The following is a 20,486-nucleotide window of genomic DNA, read 5'->3' on the forward strand; positions in this document are numbered from 1 at the left end:
CCGTGTCCCAGGAAAGCCTGGTCGCAGAGCTAAAAGAGCGCCTTTTCCGAGCGGCTCGCGGAGGCCCGCAGCGCTCCCGAGAACGTCATCTCGAGCGAGGAAAGCTCCTCCCTCGCGACCGCATCGCCCGTCTGCTGGACGAGGGCAGCCCCTTCCTCGAGATCGCCCCGTTGGCCGCCGAGGGGATGTACGGCGATGAGGCGCCGGGTGCGGGCGTCATCGCCGGGATCGGCCTCGTGCACGCGCGCCACGTCATGGTGATCTGCAATGACGCCACGGTGAAGGGCGGCAGCTATCTGCCGATGACCGTCAAGAAGCATCTGCGCGCGCAGGAGATCGCGCTGGAGAACCGCCTCCCGTGCCTTTACCTCGTCGATTCCGGTGGGGCGTTCCTGCCCATGCAGGACGAGGTCTTCCCCGATCGTGATCACTTCGGACGAATCTTCTTCAACCAGGCGCGCATGAGTGCAGCATCCATCCCGCAGATCGCCGCCGTCCTCGGCTCGTGCACGGCCGGCGGCGCCTATGTTCCGGCGATGAGCGACGAAACGGTGATCGTCCGAGGCCAGGGCACGATCTTCCTCGGCGGACCCCCCTTGGTCAAAGCCGCGATCGGCGAGATCGTGACAGGGGAGGAACTCGGCGGGGGCGACCTGCACGCGCGGCGCTCCGGCGTCGCCGACCATCTGGCCGACGACGATGAGCACGCCCTCGAGATCGTCCGCGACATCGTTGAGACGCTGCCGGCGCCGCATGAGCCCGCCTGGGAGACCCATCCCTCAGCGAATCCTGAAGATGCGACGAGTCTCTACGACGTCGTCCCCGTCGATGTGAACGCGGCCTACGAGGTGCACGAGGTCATCCGGCGACTCATCGATCGTGACACGTTCCATGAGTTCAAGAGCCTGTACGGGACGACGCTCGTGACCGGATTCGCGCGTCTGCACGGGCATCCGGTCGGCATCGTCGCGAACAACGGCGTCCTGTTCGGCGAGTCCGCGCTCAAAGGAGCCCACTTCATCGAGCTGTGCGATCAGCGGGGCATCCCCCTGATCTTCCTGCAGAACATCACCGGCTTCATGGTCGGCTCGGAGGCCGAGGCATCGGGCATCGCGAAGGACGGGGCGAAGATGGTCACCGCCGTGGCGACGACCCGTGTGCCCAAGCTCACGGTCATCATCGGGGGGTCCTTCGGCGCCGGCAACTATTCGATGTGCGGGCGGGCCTATTCGCCGCGCTTCCTGTGGAGCTGGCCGGCCAGCCGCATCTCCGTCATGGGCGGCAATCAGGCGGCCTCCGTTCTGGCGACCGTCACCGAGGATCAGCGAGCCGCTCGCGGGGAGTCCTGGAGCGCGCAGGAGCGATCCGATTTCGAAGCTCCAATCCGTGCGCAGTACGAGTCGCAGGGGGAACCCTATTACGCCACCGCCCGGCTGTGGGACGACGGCATCATCGACCCGGACAAGACCCGAGACGTCCTCGGTCTGGCTCTGGATGTCGTGGCCCGCAGCGCCCTGCCCGAATCCCGCTTCGGCCTGTTCCGGATGTGATCGAGATGACTCCCGACAACATTGACTTCGACACCGTCCTGATCGCGAATCGCGGCGAGATCGCGCGCCGGATCATCCGCACCGTGCGGGCGAGGGGCCTGCGCAGCGTCGCCGTTCACAGCGACGCCGATGCAGATGCCCCGCACGTCCGCGAGGCGGATCTCGCGCTGAGGGTCGGGCCCGCGGCCGCTGCCGACTCCTACCTCAGCGTGGAGAGGATCATCGACGCAGCGATGGTTTCCCATGCGAAAGCCATCCATCCCGGCTACGGTTTCCTGTCAGAAAGTACCGCTCTGGCGCGGGCCTGTGCGGAGGCGGGGATCGTGTTCATCGGCCCCTCGATCGAGGCGATCGAGATCATGGGAGACAAGGTGCGCGCCCGCGAGCACGTCGCCGCTCGAGGCGTTCCCGTCGTCCCCGGCTTCGACGCCTCCGGGCTCTCCGACGGCCAAATCGCTGTGCGAGCGACCGAGGTCGGGTTCCCCCTCCTGATCAAGCCGCGCTCGGGCGGCGGTGGCAAAGGCATGGAGATCGTCTCCGATGCGGACGCCCTCCCCGCGGCACTCGGATCGGCGCGCCGCGTCGCGCGCGCCGCGTTCGGCGTTGACGCGCTGCTTCTGGAGAGGCTGATCCGCCGGCCCCGGCACATCGAGGTTCAGGTCTTCGGCGACAGCGACGGGCGCGTCATCGCCCTCGGCGAGCGCGAGTGCACGCTGCAGCGCCGGCATCAGAAGGTGATCGAGGAGGCGCCGGCGGCGGCGCTCGACTCCGATGTGCGCGAACGCCTGTTCGCCGCCGCTGTGCGGGTGGCCGAGAGCGTCGAGTACACGGGGGCGGGGACCGTCGAGTTCCTTGTGGATGCGGACGCGCCGTCGGAGTTCTTCTTCATCGAGATGAACACGCGTCTGCAGGTGGAGCATCCCGTGACCGAAGCCGTCACCGGGCTCGACCTCGTGGCGCTGCAGCTCGCGGTCGCCGGAGGAAGAGCCCTGCCTGCGGCGCCGCCCATCACGGGGCATGCGATCGAGGCGCGCATCTACGCGGAGGCGCCGGAGCGCGGCTTCGTCCCCTCGAGCGGTGTCGTCATGCGCTTCGAGCCTCCCGCGGGGGTGCGGGTGGATGCCGCGATCGAGAGCGGTGGGCGGGTCAGCGACTTCTACGATCCGATGATCGCGAAGATCATCTCGCACGGACCGGACCGGACCACGGCTCTGCAACGGTTGGACGATGCTCTTGCACGGACCGTGATCCTCGGTGTGGAGACGAACATCGCCTTTCTGCGGCTGCTGCTCGCGAATGAGCGCGTGCGCGCGGGAGATCTCGATACGGGGCTCATCGAGACCCTGCTGCCGGTCACGGCACTGCCGCCCAGTGCGGCGATGATTCGCGCGGCACGGGAGGAGTGGAATGTCCAGGCGCCGCGGGGCCGCGGCGACACCGCAGCGCGGGCCGGGGCCGTCTGGGCCCAGATGAGGGATGATGCGGTCCGGTCGGTCGCTTTTCTCACGGATGCCGGCGAGGTCGTGGAGGACACGAGCATCGAGTGCCTGGATCCGATGGAGACGGTCGTCAGCGCGGCGATGGATGCCGAGGGCGCAGTGTGGGTTTCGGAGAGCGGTCGCGCACTGCGGCTGCGGCCGCTCGACCGTCGAGCCCGGCTTCGTCATCGGCTCGCCGCGCGCGACCGCGCACCGGAGCGGGCGGCGGGCCCCGAGGCCCGGGCCCCGATGCCGGGCGCGGTGGTAGTCGTGCATGTCGAGGACGGAGCATCCGTCACCCGTGGACAGCCGCTCGTCTCGATCGAGGCCATGAAGATGGAGCATCCGGTGCTCGCACCCCACGATGGCACCGTCCACCTCCAGATCGCCGTCGGCGACCAGGCGCGTCGAGATCAGGTGATGGCGACGGTGACCCCGTCGACGACCGAAGAGGAAGGAACAGCATGACGTCAGCATTCAGCGCGGATCTCACCGATGAGGAGCGCGAGCTCGCCGGCATGGTCCGCGAGTTCGCCGAAACGGTCGTCGCACCGCAGGCCTATGAGGCAGACCGGACGCACACCCTGTCGATGGACGTCGTCGCACAGATGGGGGAGCTCGGTCTCTTCGGCCTGCCCTTTCCCGAGGAGATCGGTGGCCAGGGCGGCGACTATCTGGCCCTGGGACTCGCGATCGAGGCCCTTGCCCGCGTCGATCAGTCGATCGCGATCACGCTGGAAGCCGGGGTCAGCCTCGGCGCCATGCCGATCCACCGTTTCGGCGACGCAGCGCAGAAGGAACGCTGGCTGCCGGACCTGGTCGCCGGCCGCGCACTCGCGGGCTTCGGGCTGACCGAGCCGGAAGCCGGCAGCGATGCCGGCGCGACGCGCACGACCGCTCGCCTCGACGAAGGCGACTGGGTCATCGACGGCGCCAAGCAGTTCATCACGAACTCCGGCACCCCGATCACCCGGTTCGTCACGGTGACGGCGGTCACCGGTGTCACGGACGGGCGCAAGCAGATCTCGACGATCATCGTGCCGAACGGAACACCCGGCTTCTCGGTCGAGCCCGGTTACGACAAAGTCGGCTGGCGTGCTTCGGACACCCACCCCCTGGTGCTGGACGGCGTGCGCGTGCCGCAGGAGAATCTGCTCGGCGTGGAGGGCGCCGGGTTCCGGAACTTCCTCAGCATCCTCGACGAGGGGCGCATCGCGATAGCGGCGCTCGCGACCGGGGCCGCCGAAGGATGCCTGGAGGACGCCGTGGCGTACGCGAAGAGCCGCACGGTGTTCGGCAGTGCGCTGAGCACCCGGCAGAACGCCCAGTTCACTCTCGCCCGGATGCGTGCCCGGGTGCATACGGCCCGGCTCGCCTGGCACCACGCCGCACGTCTGCGCGATGCCGGTCGCCCATTCGCGGAGGAAGCGGCGATCGCCAAGCTCATCGCCGGCGAGGCGGCGATGGACAACGCCCGTGACGCGACCCAGATCTTCGGCGGCAACGGCTTCATGAACGAGTCCGCCGTGGGCCGGCACTACCGGGATTCGAAGATCCTCGAGATCGGCGAGGGGACCACCGAGGTGCAACTGCTCGTCATCGCACGAGCACTGGGGGTGGTGGCATGAAGGAGATCGTGCAGCGCGGCCTGTACTTCGAGGAGTTCGAACTCGATGCGCGCTACCTGCACCGGCCGGGCCGCACTGCGACCGAGGCCGACAACGTCCTGTTCACGACGTTGACCATGAACACGCAGGCGCTGCACCTCGACGAGGCCTTCGCGGCCGAGCAGGAATTCGGCAGACGCCTCATGAACTCGATGTGGACGCTGTCGACCATGGTGGGAGCATCCGTCAGCCAGCTCACGCAGCGGACCCTCGTCGCGCAGCTCGGGCTGGGGGATATTTCGTTCCCGCACCCGCTCTTCGCGGGCGACACGCTCTACACCGAGAGCGTGATCATCGATAAGCGGCTTTCGGGTTCCCGTCCCGGCCAGGGGATCTGCACCATCTCCCATACCGGGAGGAACCAGGATGGGGTGGTCGTCGCGACGGCGCGACGGACGGTCCTCGTCCACTGCGCACCGCAGGAGGGATGACAACCATGTTCGAGCTCGGGCCGGCACTGCTGTTCTGTCCAGGCGACCGCCCGGACCGCTTCGAGAAGGCGTTCTCCCGGGCGGATGCCGTGATCCTCGACCTCGAGGACGCCGTCGACCCCGCCGCGAAGCAGCGCGCTCGCGATGCGGTGAAGCATGCCGATCTCGACCCCGCGCGGGTGATCGTCCGGGTCAACGCCCCTGACACGGGGGAATACGGCGCGGATGTCGAGATGCTGCGCTCCTCACCATTCTTCCGGGTCATGGTCGCCAAGGCGGAGGATCCGGGGGCGCTCGCCCTCTTCGACCGGCGTTTCGAACTCATCGCACTGTGCGAGACGGCGCGGGGGATCAGTCGAGCCGCTGATCTCGCGCGCGACGATCGTGTCGTGGCGCTCATGTGGGGAGCGGAAGACCTCGTCGCCTCTCTCGGTGGAACCGGGAGCCGTGGCAGCGATGGCCGCTACCGCGATGTCGTGCGATATGCGCGCTCGCGTGTCCTCCTCGAAGCCGCAGCGCATGAGGCGGCGGCGATCGATGCGGTTCATCTCGACATCGATGACCGTGCTGGTCTGAGCGAGGAGGCGATGGATGCCGCGGCATCGGGTTTCGCTGCCACGGCATGCATCCATCCGACTCAGGTCGAGACGATCCGCGCCGCCTACGCGCCCCAGGCATCAGATATCGCCTGGGCGCGTGACGTGCTCGCCGCGGCGGAGAGCAACGCGGGCGTCTTCCGCTTTCGGGGTCGCATGATCGACGAGCCCGTGCTTCGTCATGCGAGAACCGTGCTCGCGCGCGTTCTGTGAGATTCAGAGGGAGATCTGCTCGAGGATCCTCAGCCCGTGCGGCGATGCTTCGAAACGGTGCGCCGATCCGTTCAGCAGCGGTTCGCCCTCGCGCGGCAGCGTTCCGCTGGAGGCGTGGTTCAGCAGCGACCGGATGACACCGCCGTGCGTGACGACGATGATCGACTCGGCGGCCGGCGCGGATCGCCGTCGGGACTCGCGGGCGATGACATCGAGCGCGCCCATGGCTCGGTCGCGCACCGTGTCGAGGGTCTCGGCGCCCTCGGGCGCGACGTGCCAGTCCGCATAGCGTTCGAGGTATTCGGCGACGAGAAGCCCTTCGCCGTCTCCGAACTCGCGTTCGCGCATGTCGTGGCTGAGCTGGGGCTCCGGGAGATCGAGAGCTGCGGCGATGATCTGCGCTGTCTCGTGCGCCCGGCTCAGCGGGCTGGCATAGACGGCGTGGTGAGTGTCGGCGGCGAGGAGCGCGGCGGCAGATCGGGCGTCCTCCCGCCCGGTGTCGTTGAGGGGGATATCGGTTGTCCCCTGAATGCGCCGCGCGAGGTTCCAGTCGGTCTGGCCGTGGCGGACGAGGGTGATGAGCGTCATGCGAGGAGCTCCTGCAGGGCCGGGAGCACCATGCTCGTGTCGGCGGCGAGCGTCATATCGGCCCAAGGGTCGGCACGAGTGGGCTCGTGATTGATGATGGCGAGGGGGATGCCGCGGCGGCGGGCGCGCTCGACGAGACGCACCCCCGAGTTCACGACGAGAGAGGAACCGGCGACGATCAGCGCGTCGCCGGAGCGGAGAAGGGACTCGGCGGAGCGGAAGCGTTCCCGGGGGACGTATTCGCCGAAGAAGACGACGTCGGGCTTGAGCATGCCGTCGCACACTGTGCACGTCGGGATGATGAAGTCATCGCTGCTGGCGGGGGAGACATCGCCGTCCGGGTTGAGCTCGATGTTCTCGGGCCGGGTGACCCAGGGGTTGCGCTGTTCGATCTGGGAGGCGACGCTGCCGCGATCGAAGACCTGACCGCAGCGGAGGCATCCGACTCGGCGCATCGTGCCGTGCACCTCGATGACCCGGGTGCTGCCTGCCCGCAGGTGGAGACCATCGACGTTCTGTGTGATGATCCCCGCGACGGTGCCCTGCCGCTCCATCTCGGCGAGTGCCCTATGCCCGGCGTTCGGCGCGGCGGAGGAGAACGCGCGCCATCCGAGGTGGCCGCCGACCCAGTATCGGCGACGCGCCGCTTCGTCTCCGAGGAACCGCTGAACGGTCATCGGATTCGCCCGTGCGGGAGCACCGGCACCGCGATAGGCAGGAATGCCGGAGGCGGTGGAGATCCCGGCTCCCGTGAGCACTGTGGTCCGGCGTCCGCGCAGCAGATCGCCGAGACGTGCGATCTCCGCGGCGAGCGCGGTGTCGGTCGTCGTGGTCACAGATCCTCCCCGGGGAGTCTACGGCGTCCGTTCGCGTGTGCCGCGGGTGGCAGAGTTGGGGGTATGCGCATCGAGCACATCACGGATCCGGACGACTCCCGTCTGAGTGACTATCGCGACCTCACCGACACGATGCTGCGAAGGGTGAAGGAACCCGCGGAGGGCCTTTACATCGCCGAGTCCGCGAAGGTCATCGAGCGCGCTCTCGCGGCCGGGCACGAGCCGCGCTCGGTGCTCGTGCAGCGGCGACGGCTCGCTTCCGTCGAGGAAGCCCTGGGGGAGCGCGACGTCACGGTCTATGTGGCACCGGATGACGTGCTCGAGGTCGTCACCGGGTACGCGGTGCATCGGGGCGCACTTGCGGCCATGCGCCGGCCGGCGCTGCCCGAGGTCGCTAAGGTGCTGCGCGATGCGCGTCTGGTGCTCATCCTCGATGACCTCATCGAGCACACCAATACCGGGTCGGCGTTCCGCGCGGCCGCGGGGCTCGGTGCGGATGCCGTGCTCGTCTCCGCCCGCTGCGCGGATCCGCTGTATCGCCGCAGTGTGAAGGTGAGCATGGGCACGGTGTTCCAGGTGCCGTGGACGCGCTTCGATGATTGGGGCGATCTTGTCACTCAGCTGCATGAGCATGACTTCCACATCGCGGCGCTCGCGCTGAGCGATGACGCCGTCCCGCTCGATGCTTTCCGCGATCAGCGTCCGGAGCGGGTCGCGCTCGTGCTGGGCACGGAAGGCGACGGACTGTCGCGGGACGTGATCGATCGGGCGGACACCGTCGTCACGATTCCGATGCGTGGGGGCGTGGACTCGCTCAACGTCGCCTCAGCGGCAGCGGTGGCGTTGTGGGCGCTAGCCGGCTGACTCGTCCGTGCTGTTGCTCCGGTGCGGCACGACCGGTGCGGGGTCCGGGCGCTTCGCGGTGATGAGGTCGCCCGAGGACTGATGGCGCAGACGGCGCAGCACCCAGGGGACGAGGTGCTCCCGAGCCCAGCCCAGGTCCTCGCCGCGCGCTTCGCGCCAGGTTCGAACGGGCAGTGGGTCGGGCTGCATGGCCTGGAGGTCGTTGGGGACGTTGAGCGCGCGGAGAACCATGCGCGCCACCTCGTGATGGCCGAGGGCGTTGTAGTGCAGACGGTCGTCGTCGAAGAAGCGCGGGTCCTGCACGGTCTTCAGCGCCCACTGGTCGGCGACAATGCAGTCGTGGCGCTCGGCGATGGCGCGCACGTTCTCGTTGTAGATCGCGACCTTGCCGCGGAAGGCGCGGAACACCGGGGTGAAGCCGGTGTCGATGCCGGTGAACAGCAGCACCGCGGCTCCCGTCGACGCGAGACGTGCGACGGCGTCCTCGAGCTGCGAGGCGATGTCGTCGGGGTCTGTTCCCGGTCGGATCACGTCGTTGCCGCCGGCGCAGATGGATACGAGATCGGGTCGCAGGGCGACGGCCGGTTCGATCTGGTCCGCGACGATCTGCGCGATGAGCTTGCCGCGCACGGCGAGGTTCGCGTAGGCGAAGTCGTCGACCTGGCTGGAGAGCACCTCTGCCACGCGGTCGCCCCAGCCGCGGTGCCCGCCGGGCGCTTCGGGATCGGGGTCGCCGATCCCCTCGGTGAAAGAATCGCCGACGGCGACGAATCGGTGCCAGGGGTGGGGGCCCTCGTTGTCGACGAAGGGCGTGCGGTGCGGATCCTGAGCTGTCATCACGGTCTCCTCCAGGGTTGGCGCACCCGGGATCGGGGTGTCGGCGCGGATGAGCCTACCCCTATGGGGCGGCCGAGAGCAGAGCACGGCCTTGAGTGTCGGCGGCACCGATTACGCTGGAGAGGATGCTTTCTCCCTCCTTTCCGCAGCGTGCCCCGTGGGGTACGGCTGATAAGTTGCGCGCCTGGCAGCGTGAGGCTCTGGAGACCTATTTCGCCCGCGATCAGAGGGACTTCCTCGTTGCGGCGACCCCCGGGGCCGGTAAGACGACCTTCGCGCTGACCCTGGCGGTCGAGCTGCTGCGCATGGGCGAGGTGAACCGTGTGATCGTCGTGGCGCCGACCGAGCATCTGAAGACGCAGTGGGCCGATGCCGCCGCCCGCGTCAGCATCCGCCTCGATCCGCGTTTCAAGAACTCTCACTGGGCGCCCTCTCGGGAGTACCACGGTGTCGTCGTCACCTATGCGCAGGTCGCGGCGAAATCGTCGGTGCACCGCCACCTCACGCAAGACGCGAAGACCCTCGTGATCCTCGACGAGGTGCACCACGGCGGCGATGCGCTGAGCTGGGGAGACGCGATTCGCGACGCCTACGGTCCAGCGAAGCGGCGGCTGTCGCTGTCGGGAACCCCGTTCCGCAGCGACACGGCACCGATCCCGTTCGTGACCTATGCCCCCGACGAGTCGGGTGGTCGGGTATCGTCGACCGACTACGCCTACGGCTATGGCCGGGCTCTGGCCGATGGCGTCGTGCGGCCCGTCCTGTTCCACATGTACTCGGGCAAGATGCGCTGGCGCACGAGTGCCGGCGACGAACTCGAGGCGCACCTCGGCCAAGACAACACGAAGGACGTCAACTCGCAGGCTTGGCGCACGGCGCTGGACCCCGAGGGCGAATGGATGCCGGCCGTTCTCTCCGCCGCGGATCGCCGGCTGACCGAGATCCGGAACCACATCCCGGATGCCGGTGGTCTGGTGCTCGCGACGGATCAGACCGTTGCCCGCGCGTATGCGAAGATCCTGCACAGCCTCACCGGTGAGCATCCGACCGTCGTCCTCTCCGATGACAGCACCGCCTCCGAGCGCATCGAGTCGTTCAGCGCGAACACCCGACGGTGGATGGTCGCGGTGCGCATGGTGTCCGAGGGCGTCGATGTTCCCCGTCTCGCCGTCGGTGTCTACGCGACCTCCTCGTCGACGCCGCTGTTCTTCGCGCAGGCGATCGGCCGCTTCGTGCGCGCCCGCCGTCGCGGCGAGGCCGCGAGCGTATTCCTCCCGCATGTTCCCGTGCTGATGAAGCTCGCGAACGAGATGGAGAAGCAGCGCGATCACGCGCTCGACCGCAAGAGCAAAGACGAGGACGGCCTCGACGATTCGCTGCTGGAGAGCGCGAACCGCGAGGAGGAGACCTCCGACGCCCTGACTCAGGAGTTCAGCTATCAGGCGATCTCCTCGCTCGCCCACTTCGACCGGATCGTGTTCGAGGGGCAGGACTTCGGTCAGCTCGCCGAACCGGGAACCCCCGAAGAAGAGGAGTTCATCGGCATTCCGGGACTCCTCGAGCCCGAGCACGTGCATGAGTTGCTCATGCAGCGCCAGTCGCGCCAGTCGAAGCTCCGCGAGGCTCGCGAGGCATCGGCGGGTCCGGAGGCGACCACGACGATCCCGCAGCCCCTGCACCGCACGCTGCGCGAGCAGCGTCAGCTGCTCAACAGCCTCGTGGGCCTGTACGCCCGCCAGAAGGGCGAGCCGCATGGCGCCGTGCACGCCGAGCTGCGCCGCATCTGCGGCGGCCCTGCCGTGCCCCAGGCGACCGTGACGCAGCTGCAGTCGCGCATCGATGTTCTGCGTAAGCGGGTGCGTTCTTAGCTAGCGTGGGGTCACGCCTCATCCGTCAGGGAGTTCGCATGACCACGTCGGTACCCGCTGTGCCCACGCCCGCCGATCGGCGCCGATGGGCGCGTTATCTCGTCGAGGAGCGCCTCGAGGGGCGCGTCTACGAGCAGCTGGCCGAGCGTCGCAGCGGCGAGGAGCGGGAGATCCTGCAGAGCCTCGCCGACGCCGAGCGGCGCCATGAGAAGCACTGGCTCGATCTGCTCGGTGGTGAGCCCGCACGGCTGCCGCGCGCGGGCATCCGCTCACGACTGCTGGCGTGGATGGCGGGCCGGTTCGGCTCGGTGTTCGTCCTCGTGCTCGCCCAGAGCGCCGAGGCGCGCTCGCCCTACGACAGCGAGCAGTACGCCACCGCGGCGATGCGGGCGGATGAGAAGATCCACGGCGAGGTCGTGCGCGGTCTCGCCGCCCGAGGGCGCCGCCGTCTGTCGGGGTCGTTCCGCGCGGCGGTGTTCGGCGCGAACGACGGCCTCGTGAGCAATCTGGCGCTGGTGCTGGGCATCGGGGCGACCGGAGTCGGGTCGACCTTCGTCCTGTTCAGCGGGATTGCGGGCCTGCTCGCGGGCGCGCTCTCGATGGGCGCGGGGGAGTTCGTCTCCGTTCGATCGCAGCGCGAACTGCTCGCCTCCACCGAGGCGAACGACGACGCCGCGCAGTCGGCCGGCGACCTCGATATCGATGAGAACGAACTTGCGCTGGTGTACCGAGCGCGCGGAATGGATTCGGACGAGGCGCTCACCCGCTCGCGGCGCATCATCCGTGCGGCTCAAGCCGGCGTGCGGCGCTCCTCGACCGCGCCGGTGAACGTGCTGTCGCCGGACGAGGACGTGGTGGGCGGGGCCTGGTCTGCGGCTCTGTCGAGCTTCCTGCTGTTCTCCTCGGGAGCGATCGTCCCCGTGCTGCCGTGGATATTCGGCCTCGAGGGGATCACCGCGATCCTTACGGCGTTGGCGCTCGTCGGAGTCGCACTGCTGGGCACGGGAGCCCTCGTGGGAATCGTCTCCGGGGGACCTCCCGGCCGTCGTGCGCTGAGGCAGCTCGCGATCGGTTTCGGCGCTGCGGCGGTCACGTACCTGCTCGGCCTGCTGTTCGACGTCGGCGCCGTGTAGATCGCGCGGCGCGGATCAGTCGCGCAACGGACGAGGAACGGCCGGACAACGAAGAAGGGCCCCCATCTCTGGGGGCCCTTCTTCGTACTGTGCGCGGAGCGGGACTTGAACCCGCACGCCCTATTCGGGCACTAGCACCTCAAGCTAGCGCGTCTACCATTCCGCCACCCGCGCGGGTGGTGTTTCCGTCGTTGCCGACTCATGAAACATTACCAGGAGTGTGTGGGAGTGCCGAACCGAGGTGCAGCCCGGGCGTGCCGCGCTCCTCTCGGCCGTGATTCCTGCTGGCGTAGACTCGCTTGTCGTCGATCAGCCGGCGGCACTTCTGCTTCTGCCGCGAACGCTGAGGCCCGCTCCCGAACCATCCAGAAAGACCCTCCATGCACCTGCTTGAAGCGTTGTTCCTCGGCATCATCCAGGGACTCACTGAGTTCCTGCCGATCTCCTCCAGCGCCCACCTGCGCATCGTGGGCACCTTCACGGGCTCGGGGGAGGACCCGGGGGCGGCGTTCACCGCCATCACCCAGATCGGCACCGAGGCGGCCGTGGTGGTCTTCTTCTGGAAGGACATCGTGCGCATCATCTCCCAGTGGTGCCGCTCGCTCGTGGGTCGCGTGCCCCGCAACGACCCGGATGCGCGCATGGGATGGCTGATCATCATCGGCAGCATTCCGATCGTGGTGCTGGGACTGCTCTTCGCCGACCAGATCGAAACCGTGCTGCGGTCCCTGTGGATCGTCGCGATCATGCTGATCGTGTTCGGCATCCTGCTCGGAGTCGCCGACTACGTCGGCGCCAAGCGGCGCACGCTCGACCAGCTCACGTATCCGCACGGCATCCTCTACGGCGTCGCACAGGCGCTCGCGCTGATCCCGGGCGTCTCCCGTTCGGGCGGAACGATCACGATGGGGCTCTTCCTGGGGTACGAACGCGCCGCGGCGGCGCGCTACGCGTTCCTGCTCGCGATCCCGGCAGTGTTCGGCAGCGGCTTCTACCAGCTGTTCAAGAGCTGGAACTCGCCGGATCAGTACTTCTCGATGGGCGAGACGATCGCCGCGACCGGAATCGCGTTCGTCGTCGCGCTCGGCGTGATCGCGTTCTTCATGAGCTGGATCTCCAAGCGCAGCTTCCTGCCGTTCGTGATCTACCGCATCCTGCTCGGCGCCACACTGCTCGTTCTGCTGGGAACCGGCGCGATCGCCGCCTAGCGCTTGCGGTCGCCGGGGCCTTCGCCCCGGCGGCGGAGGTACTTCTCGAAGGCCTGGGCGATGGCGTCGCCGGATGCCTCGGGGGAGTCCCACGTGTCGCGCGTGCGCTCCAGCTGGTGGATGTAGTCGGTCATCTCCTCGTCCTCCGCCGCAGCGGCGTCGATCGAGGCTTCCCACGTCGCGGCATCCGTGCGCAGGCGCGTGCGCGGCACATCGATGCCGGTGAGCTCCTCGAGGCGATCGAGCAGAGCGAGCGTTGCCTTGGGGGAGGGCGTCGCCGAGGCGACGTAGTGCGGGATGCTGGCCCACAGGGTCGCCGTCGGGATGCCGGCGCGTTCGGCGAAGTGCTCGAGAACGCTGAGGATGCCGACGGGGCCCTCGTAGAGGGAGCGCTCGAGGTCGAGCGTCTCGCGAACCTGCTCGTTCGCGCTCGCGCTGAAGATCGAGATCGGCCGGGTGTGCGGCACATCGGAGAGCATCGCACCGAGCAGGATGAAACCGGTCACATCATCGCGCAGGGCGACATCGATGAATTCGTTCGCGAACGCCTGCCAGGTGCGTGCGGGCTCGACTCCCGTGAGCAGCCACAGCTCCGGATGCTCGCCGTCGGCGGGCTCTGCCGGGCGCCAGAGCGCGGCCTCCGGCCAGCGGAGCTCACGACGACCCGTCGCATCCATCTGCGAGGAGGGGCGCGTGTACTGGTAATCGAAGTAGAGCTCCGGGTCGACGCTGTGGACCAGCTCGTAGTCGGTGCGATCGCGGAGCGCCTGCACGGCGCCGCTTGCGGCTTCTCCGGCGTCGTTCCACCCGTCGAAGGCGACGACGACGATGCGATTTCCGAGTGCATCCATCGGGTTCTCCCTTCCTCCCGGTCGGCGGGTATCCTTCCAGGCTAGTCGGCGCCGGGCCGGCACGGCGCACAGGCCGGGCTAGCATGGTGCGGTGACTCAAATGCCGCACGCTGTCCTGTGGGACATGGATGGAACCGTCGTCGACACCGAGCCGTACTGGATGGCTGCGGAAACCGCGCTGGTCGAATCGTTCGGCGGGACCTGGTCGCACGAGCAGGCGCTGCAGCTCGTCGGCAACGGCCTCATGGAGAGCGCCCGGATTCTTCAGTCCGTGGGTGTCGATATGGAGTCCGAGGCGATCGTGGATCGCTTGACCGACGATGTGCGGACGGCGCTGGCCACGCGGGGCGTCCCGTTCCGGCCCGGTGCGCGTGAGCTTCTGCAGGCGCTGCAGGAATCCGGCATCCGCACCGCACTCGTGACGATGTCGCTGCGCCGCATGGCCGAGAGCGTGGTCGACCTCATCGGTTTCGATGCCTTCGAGCTGATCGTCGCCGGAGACGAGGTCGAGCACGCGAAGCCGCATCCCGCACCGTATCTGCAGGCGGCGGATGCGCTCGGCGTCGACATCGCCGACACGCTCGTGATCGAGGACTCGATCACGGGTCTCGCATCCGGCGTCGCATCCGGCGCCGTCACACTCGCCGTGCCCCACATGATCGCTCTGGACGGCCTCGGCGCCGACCACCTCTGGCCGACGCTCGACGGCCGAACCGTCGACGACGTGGTCGCCGCATTCTCGAGCGCCCGCACCACCCGCAATGAAGGAATGACCCGATGAGTTCAGCATCCGCCCGGCCCAGTGGCCCCTTCCGCGAGGGCGACCGTGTCCAGCTCACAGGGCCCAAGAACCGTCTTCACACGATCACGCTGACCGCTGATGGCGAGATGCACACGCACCACGGAGTGCTCTTCCACCGCGATGTCATCGGCCTGCCCGATGGTTCCGTCGTGACGAACACCTCCGGCCACGAATACCTGGCGCTGCGTCCGCTGCTGCGCGATTTCGCGATGTCGATGCCGCGCGGTGCGGCGATCGTGTACCCGAAGGACGCCGCGCAGATCGTTATGCAGGCCGACATCTTCCCCGGTGCGACGGTCGTCGAAGCCGGTGTCGGATCCGGCGCGCTGTCGCTGTCTCTGCTGCGGGCCGTGGGCCCTGCGGGCACGCTCGTCTCCTTCGAGCGCCGTGAGGACTTCGCCGAGGTCGCGAAGGCGAACGTCGAGACGTTCTTCGGCGAGACTCCCGACACCTGGGAGGTCGTCGTCGGAGACCTGCTCGAGGCTCTTCCCGAGAAGCAGGCCGCAGGCAGCGTCGATCGTGTCGTGCTCGACATGCTCGCGCCCTGGGAAGTCATGGATGTCGTGGCCGAGGCGCTCACTCCCGGCGGCGTGGTCCTCTGCTACATCGCAACCGCCACCCAGCTCTCCCGGGTCGCGGAGTACATCCGCGGCACCGGGCTCTTCACGGATCCGGATGCCTCCGAGACCATGGTCCGCGGCTGGCATGTCGAGGGGCTCTCCGTGCGTCCCGATCACCGCATGGTCGCGCACACCGGTTTCCTGCTGACAGCGCGACGTCTCGCACCGGGCACGGTCGCACCCGAGATCAAGCGCCGCGCATCGAAGTCGAGCTACGGCGATGAGGATCTCGAGCTGTGGACCCCCGGCGCGGTGGGCGACCGTGAGATCACCGACAAGAACCTGCGCAAGCGCGTGCGCGAGGCGACGAAGGCCGCCGAGGGCGCCCGAGACGCCGCCGCGGCGCGCGCCGGCGAGCAGGCTTCGGAATAGACTGGAAAACGTGCGTAAATCGTCTGCCGCTCTGGCCACACTCAGCCTCGCCGCCGCCGCTCTGACCGGGTGCGCCGCAGCGCCCGCCTTCGACGGCGCCAGCTGCGACCGCGATGCGCTGTCGACGGGCGTCGACAGCATCGCGACCATCAGCGGTGAGATCGGCACCGCACCCGATGTCGAGCTGCACACGCCGATCGGTGATGTCAGCGGGTTCGATGACGTCATCGTCGGTGAGGGGCGCGCGATCACCTCGGCTACGCAGAAGGCGTTGGTCGAGTTCAGCGTGTACTCCGGCGAGACCGGTGACTTCATCGGCGCGACGGCATACGACGAGCAGGTTTCTCAGATGGTCTCGGTCGCCGATTATGCGCAGAGCGGTCCCGCGCTGGCCGCGGCGCTGGAGTGCGCGACGGAGGGAACGCGATCCGTCGTCGTCTTCTCCGCCGACGAAGCGGCCATGGCCTTCGGCGTCGATGAGCCTGCGGTCGTCGTGCTCGACGTCGTCTCTGTCTTCCCGTCGCGCGCGGAGGGAACGGCCCAGTTCAACGACGGACGCGGGCTGCCCTCTGTGGTCCGCGCACCGGACGGACGCCCCGGGATCATCGTCCCCGACACCGAGGCTCCCACGGAGCTCGTCGCGCAGACGCTGATCGCCGGTGATGGCGAGACCGTCGCCGAGGGCGACAGCCTGCTGGTCCAGTACACGGGAGTGACCTGGGCGGATAAGAAGGTCTTCGATTCGTCGTGGGAACGTGGCGCGACGATCTTCGACCTGCAGCAGCTGATCCCCGGCTTCTCGCAGGGCCTCATCGGGCAGACAGTCGGATCGCAGGTTCTCATCGTCGTTCCGCCGGAGCTCGGCTACGGCGAGCAGGGCACGGGCTCGATCCCCGGCGGCTCGACGCTCGTCTTCGTCGTCGACATCCTGGCCATCGAATCATCGGCGGCAGCAGGCTAACCATGGCCGTGCGGATCCCTCCGGAGGAGCGTCAGACGAATCTCGTCGTGGCGCTCATGGCGACGGAGATCGGTCTCACGAAGCAGCAGATCCTCGACAACGTCTCGGGGTACCGCCAGCGCGCTGATTCGGGTGCACGGCCGGATGCTCTCGAGAAGATGTTCGAGCGCGATAAGGATGAGCTGCGAGCGCTCGGCGTCCCGATCGAGACCATTGGCGAATCCAGTGATCCGAATGATCTCCGGCAGGCCCGCTACCGCATCCCGCAGGCCGAGTACGTCCTTCCTGACGACATCGTCTTCAGCGCAGCGGAACTCGCCGTGCTACAGCTGGCGGGCAGCGTGTGGAGTGCCGGATCGGCCTCTGCCGATGCGCAGGCCGGGGTCCGCAAGATCCGGGCTCTGGGAATCGACGGCGACGAACCGATCATCGGATACGCGCCGAGGGTGGCCACGCACGAGTCGAGTTTCGCGCCCCTGCAGAACGCGATCGAGAACACCCGGATCGTCGAGTTCGACTATCTGAAGCCGGGGGAGGGGATCCCGCAGCGGCGGAGCATCGAGCCGCTCGCGCTCGTCGAGTACGAGGCCCGCTGGCACGTCTACGGGATCGACCGTTCGTCCGAGGGCGAGCGCACTTTCCTGCTCAGCCGGATCGTCGGCGATGTGGCCCGCACGCGCAAGCACTTCGACGCCGCCAAGCGCGAGGGAGCGGGCGCCCGCGCCCGCGCAGGGCTGGAGGCCGTGGCCGCACGCAACAGCGCGGTCGTGGAGATCACCCCGGGCACCGAGGCGGCGTTGCGGCTGGGCCGGCGCGCGACAGCGCGAACCCAGGGCTTCGACCTTCCCTATGTCGACATGCACATCCTCGCGGATGAGCTCGCGTCATATGGTCCGGAGGTGCGCGTCGTCGAGCCCGCTGATCTGCGCGTAGCGGTGATCGCGCGCCTGCGGGCGACGGTCGCCGCTCATGAGGGGAGGGGGGAGTGATGGCCGACGCGCCGAAGCCTCTCGCGGTCGATCGCGTGCGGGCATATCTGACTCTGGTTCCTTATCTGCTCGAGCGTGGTCAGGTCTCGCTCCGCGAAGCCGCGGATGAGTTCGCCGTGTCCGTCGACGAGATGCGTGCGATGGTCGAGAAGCTGACGGTGATCGGCCTGCCGGGCGAAGACGGCTACTGGCAGCAGCCGCATGAGATGTTCGACATCAACTGGGATCTTCTCGATCATGAAGACACGATCGAGATCACGAACCACGTCGGGCTGAACCGCGTTCCGCGGTTCACAGCGCGCGAGGCGGCGGCGCTGCTCGCCGGACTGCAGATGGTGGCGTCCGTTCCGGCCGTGGAGGGTTCTGGCCTGGTCAACGGCTTGCTCGCGAAGCTCTCGCGGGCTGCGGCGGATGCTCCGGCCGACGTGGTGATCGTTCCGGGAGCCGTCGATGCGGTGCGCGACATCGTCGCCTCGGCGCTCGAGCGCGGGGTCGCCCTGTCGTTCCGCTATCAGGCTCCAGACGCCGAGCCCACGATCCGCACGGTCGATCCGGTGCAGGTGCTGATCACGAACGGGCAGTGGTACTTGCAGGGCTGGTGTCATATGCGTCAGGCCATGCGAACCTTCCACCTCGACCGAGTGAGCGATGCGGCCGTGACCGACATCGTCATCGCGCACGGTGATGCCACGATTCCGGAGGGGTTCGGGAGTCTGGGGGAGGAATCTGCGGTATCGGTTCGTGTCGACCGACGTCTTCTTCCGCTGCTGGTCGATTATCTTCCGCAGGGTGATGTCGACTCGGCGGGCGATCTCGTCTCCTTGACGATCCAGATGGCCGACCCACGGGGGATCAAGAGGCCGGCGGCGAGGCTGGGCGGTGCACTGGAGGTGCTGGATCCACCGGTCGCCCGCGCCTCCGCTCGCGACTGGGCCGCGGCTGCCCTTGATCTGTATGCGGACCCGGATTCAGAGACGCTCGGTTAGACTTGCACGAAACCCCCTCCTGAGGAGCAATACATGGGAAATCTTTTCGCAGGACCGCACCTGGTGATCATTCTGATCATCATCGTGTTGCTGTTCGGTGCGGCCAAGCTTCCGGCCCTGGCGAAGAGCCTCGGCCAGTCCGCCCGTGTCTTCAAGGGCGAGATGAAGGCGCTGAAGGAAGATGACGCGGCCGATGCGGCCACTGACTCAACCGCGACGCCGCCTGCTGCCCCGGCGCAGAGTCCGACGGACCGTCCTGCTGATCAGGACAATCCGCCGCGCAGCTCCTGACCGGTGGCGGAGCTGGGTAAACCGGCCTCACCGAAGCCGCGTCGCGATGGACGGATGTCGCTCGGCGGGCATCTGAAAGAGGCGCGCCGCCGATTGATCATCTCGGCGATCGGTGTCGTCATCGGAATGGTGATCGCGTTCTTCGTCACCGATGCGATCATCTGGTACATCACCTCACCGATTCGCATCCTCGACGAGGCGCGCGGCACCGAGACTCCGTTCGCGCAGTTCGTGTTCTCGGGGGTCTCCTCGGCCTTCGATCTGCGCCTGCGCATCGCCTTCGCGATCGGCGTGCTGCTGTCGGCTCCGGTGTGGCTCTGGCAGATCTGGGCATTCATCATGCCCGGCTTGACGCGCAAGGAGATCAAGTACACGATCGGGTTCGTCTCGGCCGCGATCCCGCTGTTCTTCGGCGGGGCCTATGTCGCGGTGATGGTGGCCCCGCACGTGATCGAGGTCATGTCGAACTTCGTGCCGGAGGGGGGAGTCAACTACTTCAACGCGAAGGAGTACTACGACTTCATCTTCAAGTTCATCATCGTGATCGGCATCGCCTTCGTGCTGCCGGTGTTCATGGTGGCGCTGAACTTCGCGGGGTTGCTGACGGGGAAGACGATGCTGAAGGGCTGGCGGTGGGCAGTCCTGATCGCTTCGTTGTTCGCGGCCATCGCGACGCCCGCCGCCGACATCTTCTCGATGCTTCTGCTGGCCGGCATCCTCGTCGTGCTCTACCTTGTGGCCAGCATCCTGTCGATGATCCTGGATCGCGGCCGGCGCAAGCGTGCGAAAGCGCAGGGACTCCTCTTGGATGACGCATCATGACCTCTCCGGCCGAACGCTACGCCGCCGCCCGCCAGGCGGCCTCCCACCCCGAGACGTCGGCATTCGCCGAGCAGCAGCGCTTCGACCTGGATCCCTTCCAGATCGAGGGATGCCACGCGCTGGAGCGGGGGAACAGCGTTCTGGTCGCCGCCCCCACCGGAGCCGGCAAGACGATCGTCGGAGAGTTCGCGATCCATCTCGCGATGCAGACGCCCCGTGACAAGGCGTTCTACACGACGCCGATGAAGGCGCTGTCGAATCAGAAGTACCGGGAGCTCGTCGAGGTGTACGGCCCCGACGACGTCGGGCTGCTCACGGGAGACACGAACGTCAACGGCAATGCGCGCATCGTGGTGATGACCACCGAGGTGCTGCGCAACATGATCTACGCGGACTCGCCGGCACTGGCGGATCTGCGCTATGTCGTCATGGATGAGGTCCACTACCTGGCCGATCGTTTCCGCGGGGCGGTGTGGGAAGAGGTCATCATCCACCTGCCCACGCGCGTGCGTCTCGTCTCCCT

At 67.8% G+C, this 20,486-nt stretch carries 21 protein-coding genes and 1 tRNA gene; 17 read left to right on the forward strand and 5 right to left on the reverse strand.

Annotated features, from left to right (window positions below):
- The first annotated feature begins 2 nt into the window (after positions 1-2).
- From Q0Z66_RS06945 to Q0Z66_RS06965, 5 genes are read left to right on the forward strand one after another with little or no spacing between them, the layout of a single operon-like run.
- Positions 3-1,550 carry a carboxyl transferase domain-containing protein gene (locus Q0Z66_RS06945; protein WP_298039410.1) on the forward strand — a complete coding sequence of 516 codons (1,548 nt, stop codon included), beginning with the start codon at positions 3-5 and terminating at the stop codon, positions 1,548-1,550.
- Positions 1,551-1,555: 5 nt separating this feature from the next.
- Positions 1,556-3,496 (forward strand): biotin carboxylase N-terminal domain-containing protein, encoded by a 1,941-nt coding sequence (locus Q0Z66_RS06950; protein WP_298039413.1) that lies wholly within the window; start codon positions 1,556-1,558, stop codon positions 3,494-3,496.
- On the forward strand, positions 3,493-4,656 hold the full coding sequence (locus Q0Z66_RS06955) for an acyl-CoA dehydrogenase family protein (protein ID WP_298039419.1): 1,164 nt from the start codon (positions 3,493-3,495) through the stop codon (positions 4,654-4,656). Before Q0Z66_RS06950 ends, Q0Z66_RS06955 begins: the two co-directional genes overlap by 4 nt.
- Positions 4,653-5,126 carry a MaoC family dehydratase gene (locus Q0Z66_RS06960; RefSeq protein WP_298039423.1) on the forward strand — a complete coding sequence of 158 codons (474 nt, stop codon included), beginning with the start codon at positions 4,653-4,655 and terminating at the stop codon, positions 5,124-5,126. Before Q0Z66_RS06955 ends, Q0Z66_RS06960 begins: the two co-directional genes overlap by 4 nt.
- Positions 5,123-5,935 carry a CoA ester lyase gene (locus Q0Z66_RS06965; RefSeq protein ID WP_298039428.1) on the forward strand — a complete coding sequence of 271 codons (813 nt, stop codon included), beginning with the start codon at positions 5,123-5,125 and terminating at the stop codon, positions 5,933-5,935. Before Q0Z66_RS06960 ends, Q0Z66_RS06965 begins: the two co-directional genes overlap by 4 nt.
- Positions 5,936-5,938: 3 nt before the next feature.
- Here the strand turns inward: Q0Z66_RS06965 and Q0Z66_RS06970 are convergent, their stop codons facing one another.
- Positions 5,939-6,523 (reverse strand): histidine phosphatase family protein, encoded by a 585-nt coding sequence (locus Q0Z66_RS06970; protein WP_298039433.1) that lies wholly within the window; start codon positions 6,521-6,523, stop codon positions 5,939-5,941.
- Complete coding sequence (locus tag Q0Z66_RS06975; protein ID WP_298039436.1) at positions 6,520-7,359, reverse strand: Sir2 family NAD-dependent protein deacetylase; 840 nt, start codon at positions 7,357-7,359, stop codon at positions 6,520-6,522. Before Q0Z66_RS06975 ends, Q0Z66_RS06970 begins: the two co-directional genes overlap by 4 nt.
- Before the next feature lie 63 nt (positions 7,360-7,422).
- On the opposite strand from Q0Z66_RS06975, the gene Q0Z66_RS06980 reads away from it, so the two are divergent.
- Positions 7,423-8,223 (forward strand): RNA methyltransferase, encoded by an 801-nt coding sequence (locus Q0Z66_RS06980; RefSeq protein ID WP_298039438.1) that lies wholly within the window; start codon positions 7,423-7,425, stop codon positions 8,221-8,223.
- Here the strand turns inward: Q0Z66_RS06980 and Q0Z66_RS06985 are convergent.
- Complete coding sequence (locus tag Q0Z66_RS06985) at positions 8,212-9,060, reverse strand: SGNH/GDSL hydrolase family protein (RefSeq protein ID WP_298039441.1); 849 nt, start codon at positions 9,058-9,060, stop codon at positions 8,212-8,214. The two genes, Q0Z66_RS06980 and Q0Z66_RS06985, sit on opposite strands and share 12 nt — an antisense overlap.
- A gap of 125 nt (positions 9,061-9,185) precedes the next feature.
- Between Q0Z66_RS06985 and Q0Z66_RS06990 the strand changes: the two genes are divergently transcribed.
- Positions 9,186-10,928, forward strand: coding sequence for a DEAD/DEAH box helicase (locus tag Q0Z66_RS06990; protein WP_298039444.1), 1,743 nt, complete (start codon positions 9,186-9,188; stop codon positions 10,926-10,928).
- A 38-nt stretch (positions 10,929-10,966) separates the two neighbouring features.
- The gene (locus Q0Z66_RS06995; protein ID WP_298039446.1) at positions 10,967-12,061 is read left to right on the forward strand and encodes a VIT1/CCC1 family protein; all 1,095 of its coding nucleotides are present in this window, start codon (positions 10,967-10,969) and stop codon (positions 12,059-12,061) included.
- Positions 12,062-12,151: 90 nt separating this feature from the next.
- On the opposite strand, the gene Q0Z66_RS07000 is transcribed toward Q0Z66_RS06995, so the two are convergent.
- Positions 12,152-12,235: transfer RNA gene (locus Q0Z66_RS07000), tRNA-Leu, on the reverse strand.
- 206 nt (positions 12,236-12,441) lie between these two features.
- Here Q0Z66_RS07000 and Q0Z66_RS07005 point away from each other — a divergent pair.
- The gene (locus tag Q0Z66_RS07005; protein WP_298039449.1) at positions 12,442-13,269 is read left to right on the forward strand and encodes an undecaprenyl-diphosphate phosphatase; all 828 of its coding nucleotides are present in this window, start codon (positions 12,442-12,444) and stop codon (positions 13,267-13,269) included.
- On the opposite strand, the gene Q0Z66_RS07010 is transcribed toward Q0Z66_RS07005, so the two are convergent.
- On the reverse strand, positions 13,266-14,120 hold the full coding sequence (locus Q0Z66_RS07010) for a PAC2 family protein (protein WP_298039452.1): 855 nt from the start codon (positions 14,118-14,120) through the stop codon (positions 13,266-13,268). The genes Q0Z66_RS07005 and Q0Z66_RS07010 overlap by 4 nt on opposite strands.
- A 100-nt stretch (positions 14,121-14,220) precedes the next feature.
- On the opposite strand from Q0Z66_RS07010, the gene Q0Z66_RS07015 reads away from it, so the two are divergent.
- The 8 genes from Q0Z66_RS07015 to Q0Z66_RS07050 all read left to right on the forward strand — a co-directional run.
- A complete protein-coding gene (locus Q0Z66_RS07015) occupies positions 14,221-14,901 on the forward strand; it encodes an HAD family phosphatase (RefSeq protein ID WP_298039476.1) in 681 nt (226 codons plus the stop codon).
- The gene (locus Q0Z66_RS07020) at positions 14,898-15,914 is read left to right on the forward strand and encodes a tRNA (adenine-N1)-methyltransferase (protein ID WP_298039454.1); all 1,017 of its coding nucleotides are present in this window, start codon (positions 14,898-14,900) and stop codon (positions 15,912-15,914) included. Before Q0Z66_RS07015 ends, Q0Z66_RS07020 begins: the two co-directional genes overlap by 4 nt.
- Positions 15,915-15,924: 10 nt before the next feature.
- Positions 15,925-16,875, forward strand: a complete 951-nt coding sequence (locus Q0Z66_RS07025; protein WP_298039457.1) for an FKBP-type peptidyl-prolyl cis-trans isomerase — start codon at positions 15,925-15,927, stop codon at positions 16,873-16,875.
- 2 nt (positions 16,876-16,877) lie between these two features.
- Complete coding sequence (locus tag Q0Z66_RS07030; RefSeq protein WP_298039460.1) at positions 16,878-17,864, forward strand: WYL domain-containing protein; 987 nt, start codon at positions 16,878-16,880, stop codon at positions 17,862-17,864.
- Positions 17,864-18,850, forward strand: coding sequence for a YafY family protein (locus tag Q0Z66_RS07035; protein ID WP_298039463.1), 987 nt, complete (start codon positions 17,864-17,866; stop codon positions 18,848-18,850). Before Q0Z66_RS07030 ends, Q0Z66_RS07035 begins: the two co-directional genes overlap by 1 nt.
- A 33-nt stretch (positions 18,851-18,883) precedes the next feature.
- The gene (tatA, locus tag Q0Z66_RS07040; protein ID WP_298039466.1) at positions 18,884-19,141 is read left to right on the forward strand and encodes a Sec-independent protein translocase subunit TatA; all 258 of its coding nucleotides are present in this window, start codon (positions 18,884-18,886) and stop codon (positions 19,139-19,141) included.
- A 54-nt stretch (positions 19,142-19,195) separates the two neighbouring features.
- Positions 19,196-19,963, forward strand: coding sequence for a twin-arginine translocase subunit TatC (tatC, locus tag Q0Z66_RS07045; protein ID WP_298039470.1), 768 nt, complete (start codon positions 19,196-19,198; stop codon positions 19,961-19,963).
- A partial coding sequence (locus tag Q0Z66_RS07050; protein ID WP_298039473.1) for a DEAD/DEAH box helicase occupies positions 19,960-20,486 on the forward strand: 527 nt, incomplete at its 3' end. The genes tatC and Q0Z66_RS07050, both read left to right, overlap by 4 nt.

It is taken from the genome of uncultured Microbacterium sp., assembly GCF_947632095.1.
In the GTDB taxonomy this organism is placed as follows: Bacteria; Actinomycetota; Actinomycetes; order Actinomycetales; family Microbacteriaceae; genus Microbacterium.

Bases quoted from the DNA above. Each gene is read 5' to 3' on its own strand.
- Q0Z66_RS06950 (WP_298039413.1), top strand. From the start codon at position 1,556: ATGACTCCCGACAACATTGACTTCGACACCGTCCTGATCGCGAATCGC.
- Q0Z66_RS07020 (WP_298039454.1), top strand. From the start codon at position 14,898: ATGAGTTCAGCATCCGCCCGGCCCAGTGGCCCCTTCCGCGAGGGCGAC.
- Q0Z66_RS06965 (WP_298039428.1), top strand. From the start codon at position 5,123: ATGACAACCATGTTCGAGCTCGGGCCGGCACTGCTGTTCTGTCCAGGC.
- Q0Z66_RS07015 (WP_298039476.1), top strand. From the start codon at position 14,221: ATGCCGCACGCTGTCCTGTGGGACATGGATGGAACCGTCGTCGACACC.
- Q0Z66_RS07035 (WP_298039463.1), top strand. From the start codon at position 17,864: ATGGCCGACGCGCCGAAGCCTCTCGCGGTCGATCGCGTGCGGGCATAT.
- Q0Z66_RS06990 (WP_298039444.1), top strand. From the start codon at position 9,186: ATGCTTTCTCCCTCCTTTCCGCAGCGTGCCCCGTGGGGTACGGCTGAT.
- Q0Z66_RS07010 (WP_298039452.1), bottom strand. From the start codon at position 14,120: ATGGATGCACTCGGAAATCGCATCGTCGTCGTCGCCTTCGACGGGTGG.
- Q0Z66_RS07030 (WP_298039460.1), top strand. From the start codon at position 16,878: ATGGCCGTGCGGATCCCTCCGGAGGAGCGTCAGACGAATCTCGTCGTG.
- Q0Z66_RS06985 (WP_298039441.1), bottom strand. From the start codon at position 9,060: ATGACAGCTCAGGATCCGCACCGCACGCCCTTCGTCGACAACGAGGGC.
- tatA (WP_298039466.1), top strand. From the start codon at position 18,884: ATGGGAAATCTTTTCGCAGGACCGCACCTGGTGATCATTCTGATCATC.
- tatC (WP_298039470.1), top strand. From the start codon at position 19,196: ATGTCGCTCGGCGGGCATCTGAAAGAGGCGCGCCGCCGATTGATCATC.
- Q0Z66_RS06995 (WP_298039446.1), top strand. From the start codon at position 10,967: ATGACCACGTCGGTACCCGCTGTGCCCACGCCCGCCGATCGGCGCCGA.
- Q0Z66_RS06970 (WP_298039433.1), bottom strand. From the start codon at position 6,523: ATGACGCTCATCACCCTCGTCCGCCACGGCCAGACCGACTGGAACCTC.
- Q0Z66_RS06980 (WP_298039438.1), top strand. From the start codon at position 7,423: ATGCGCATCGAGCACATCACGGATCCGGACGACTCCCGTCTGAGTGAC.
- Q0Z66_RS06955 (WP_298039419.1), top strand. From the start codon at position 3,493: ATGACGTCAGCATTCAGCGCGGATCTCACCGATGAGGAGCGCGAGCTC.
- Q0Z66_RS06960 (WP_298039423.1), top strand. From the start codon at position 4,653: ATGAAGGAGATCGTGCAGCGCGGCCTGTACTTCGAGGAGTTCGAACTC.
- Q0Z66_RS07005 (WP_298039449.1), top strand. From the start codon at position 12,442: ATGCACCTGCTTGAAGCGTTGTTCCTCGGCATCATCCAGGGACTCACT.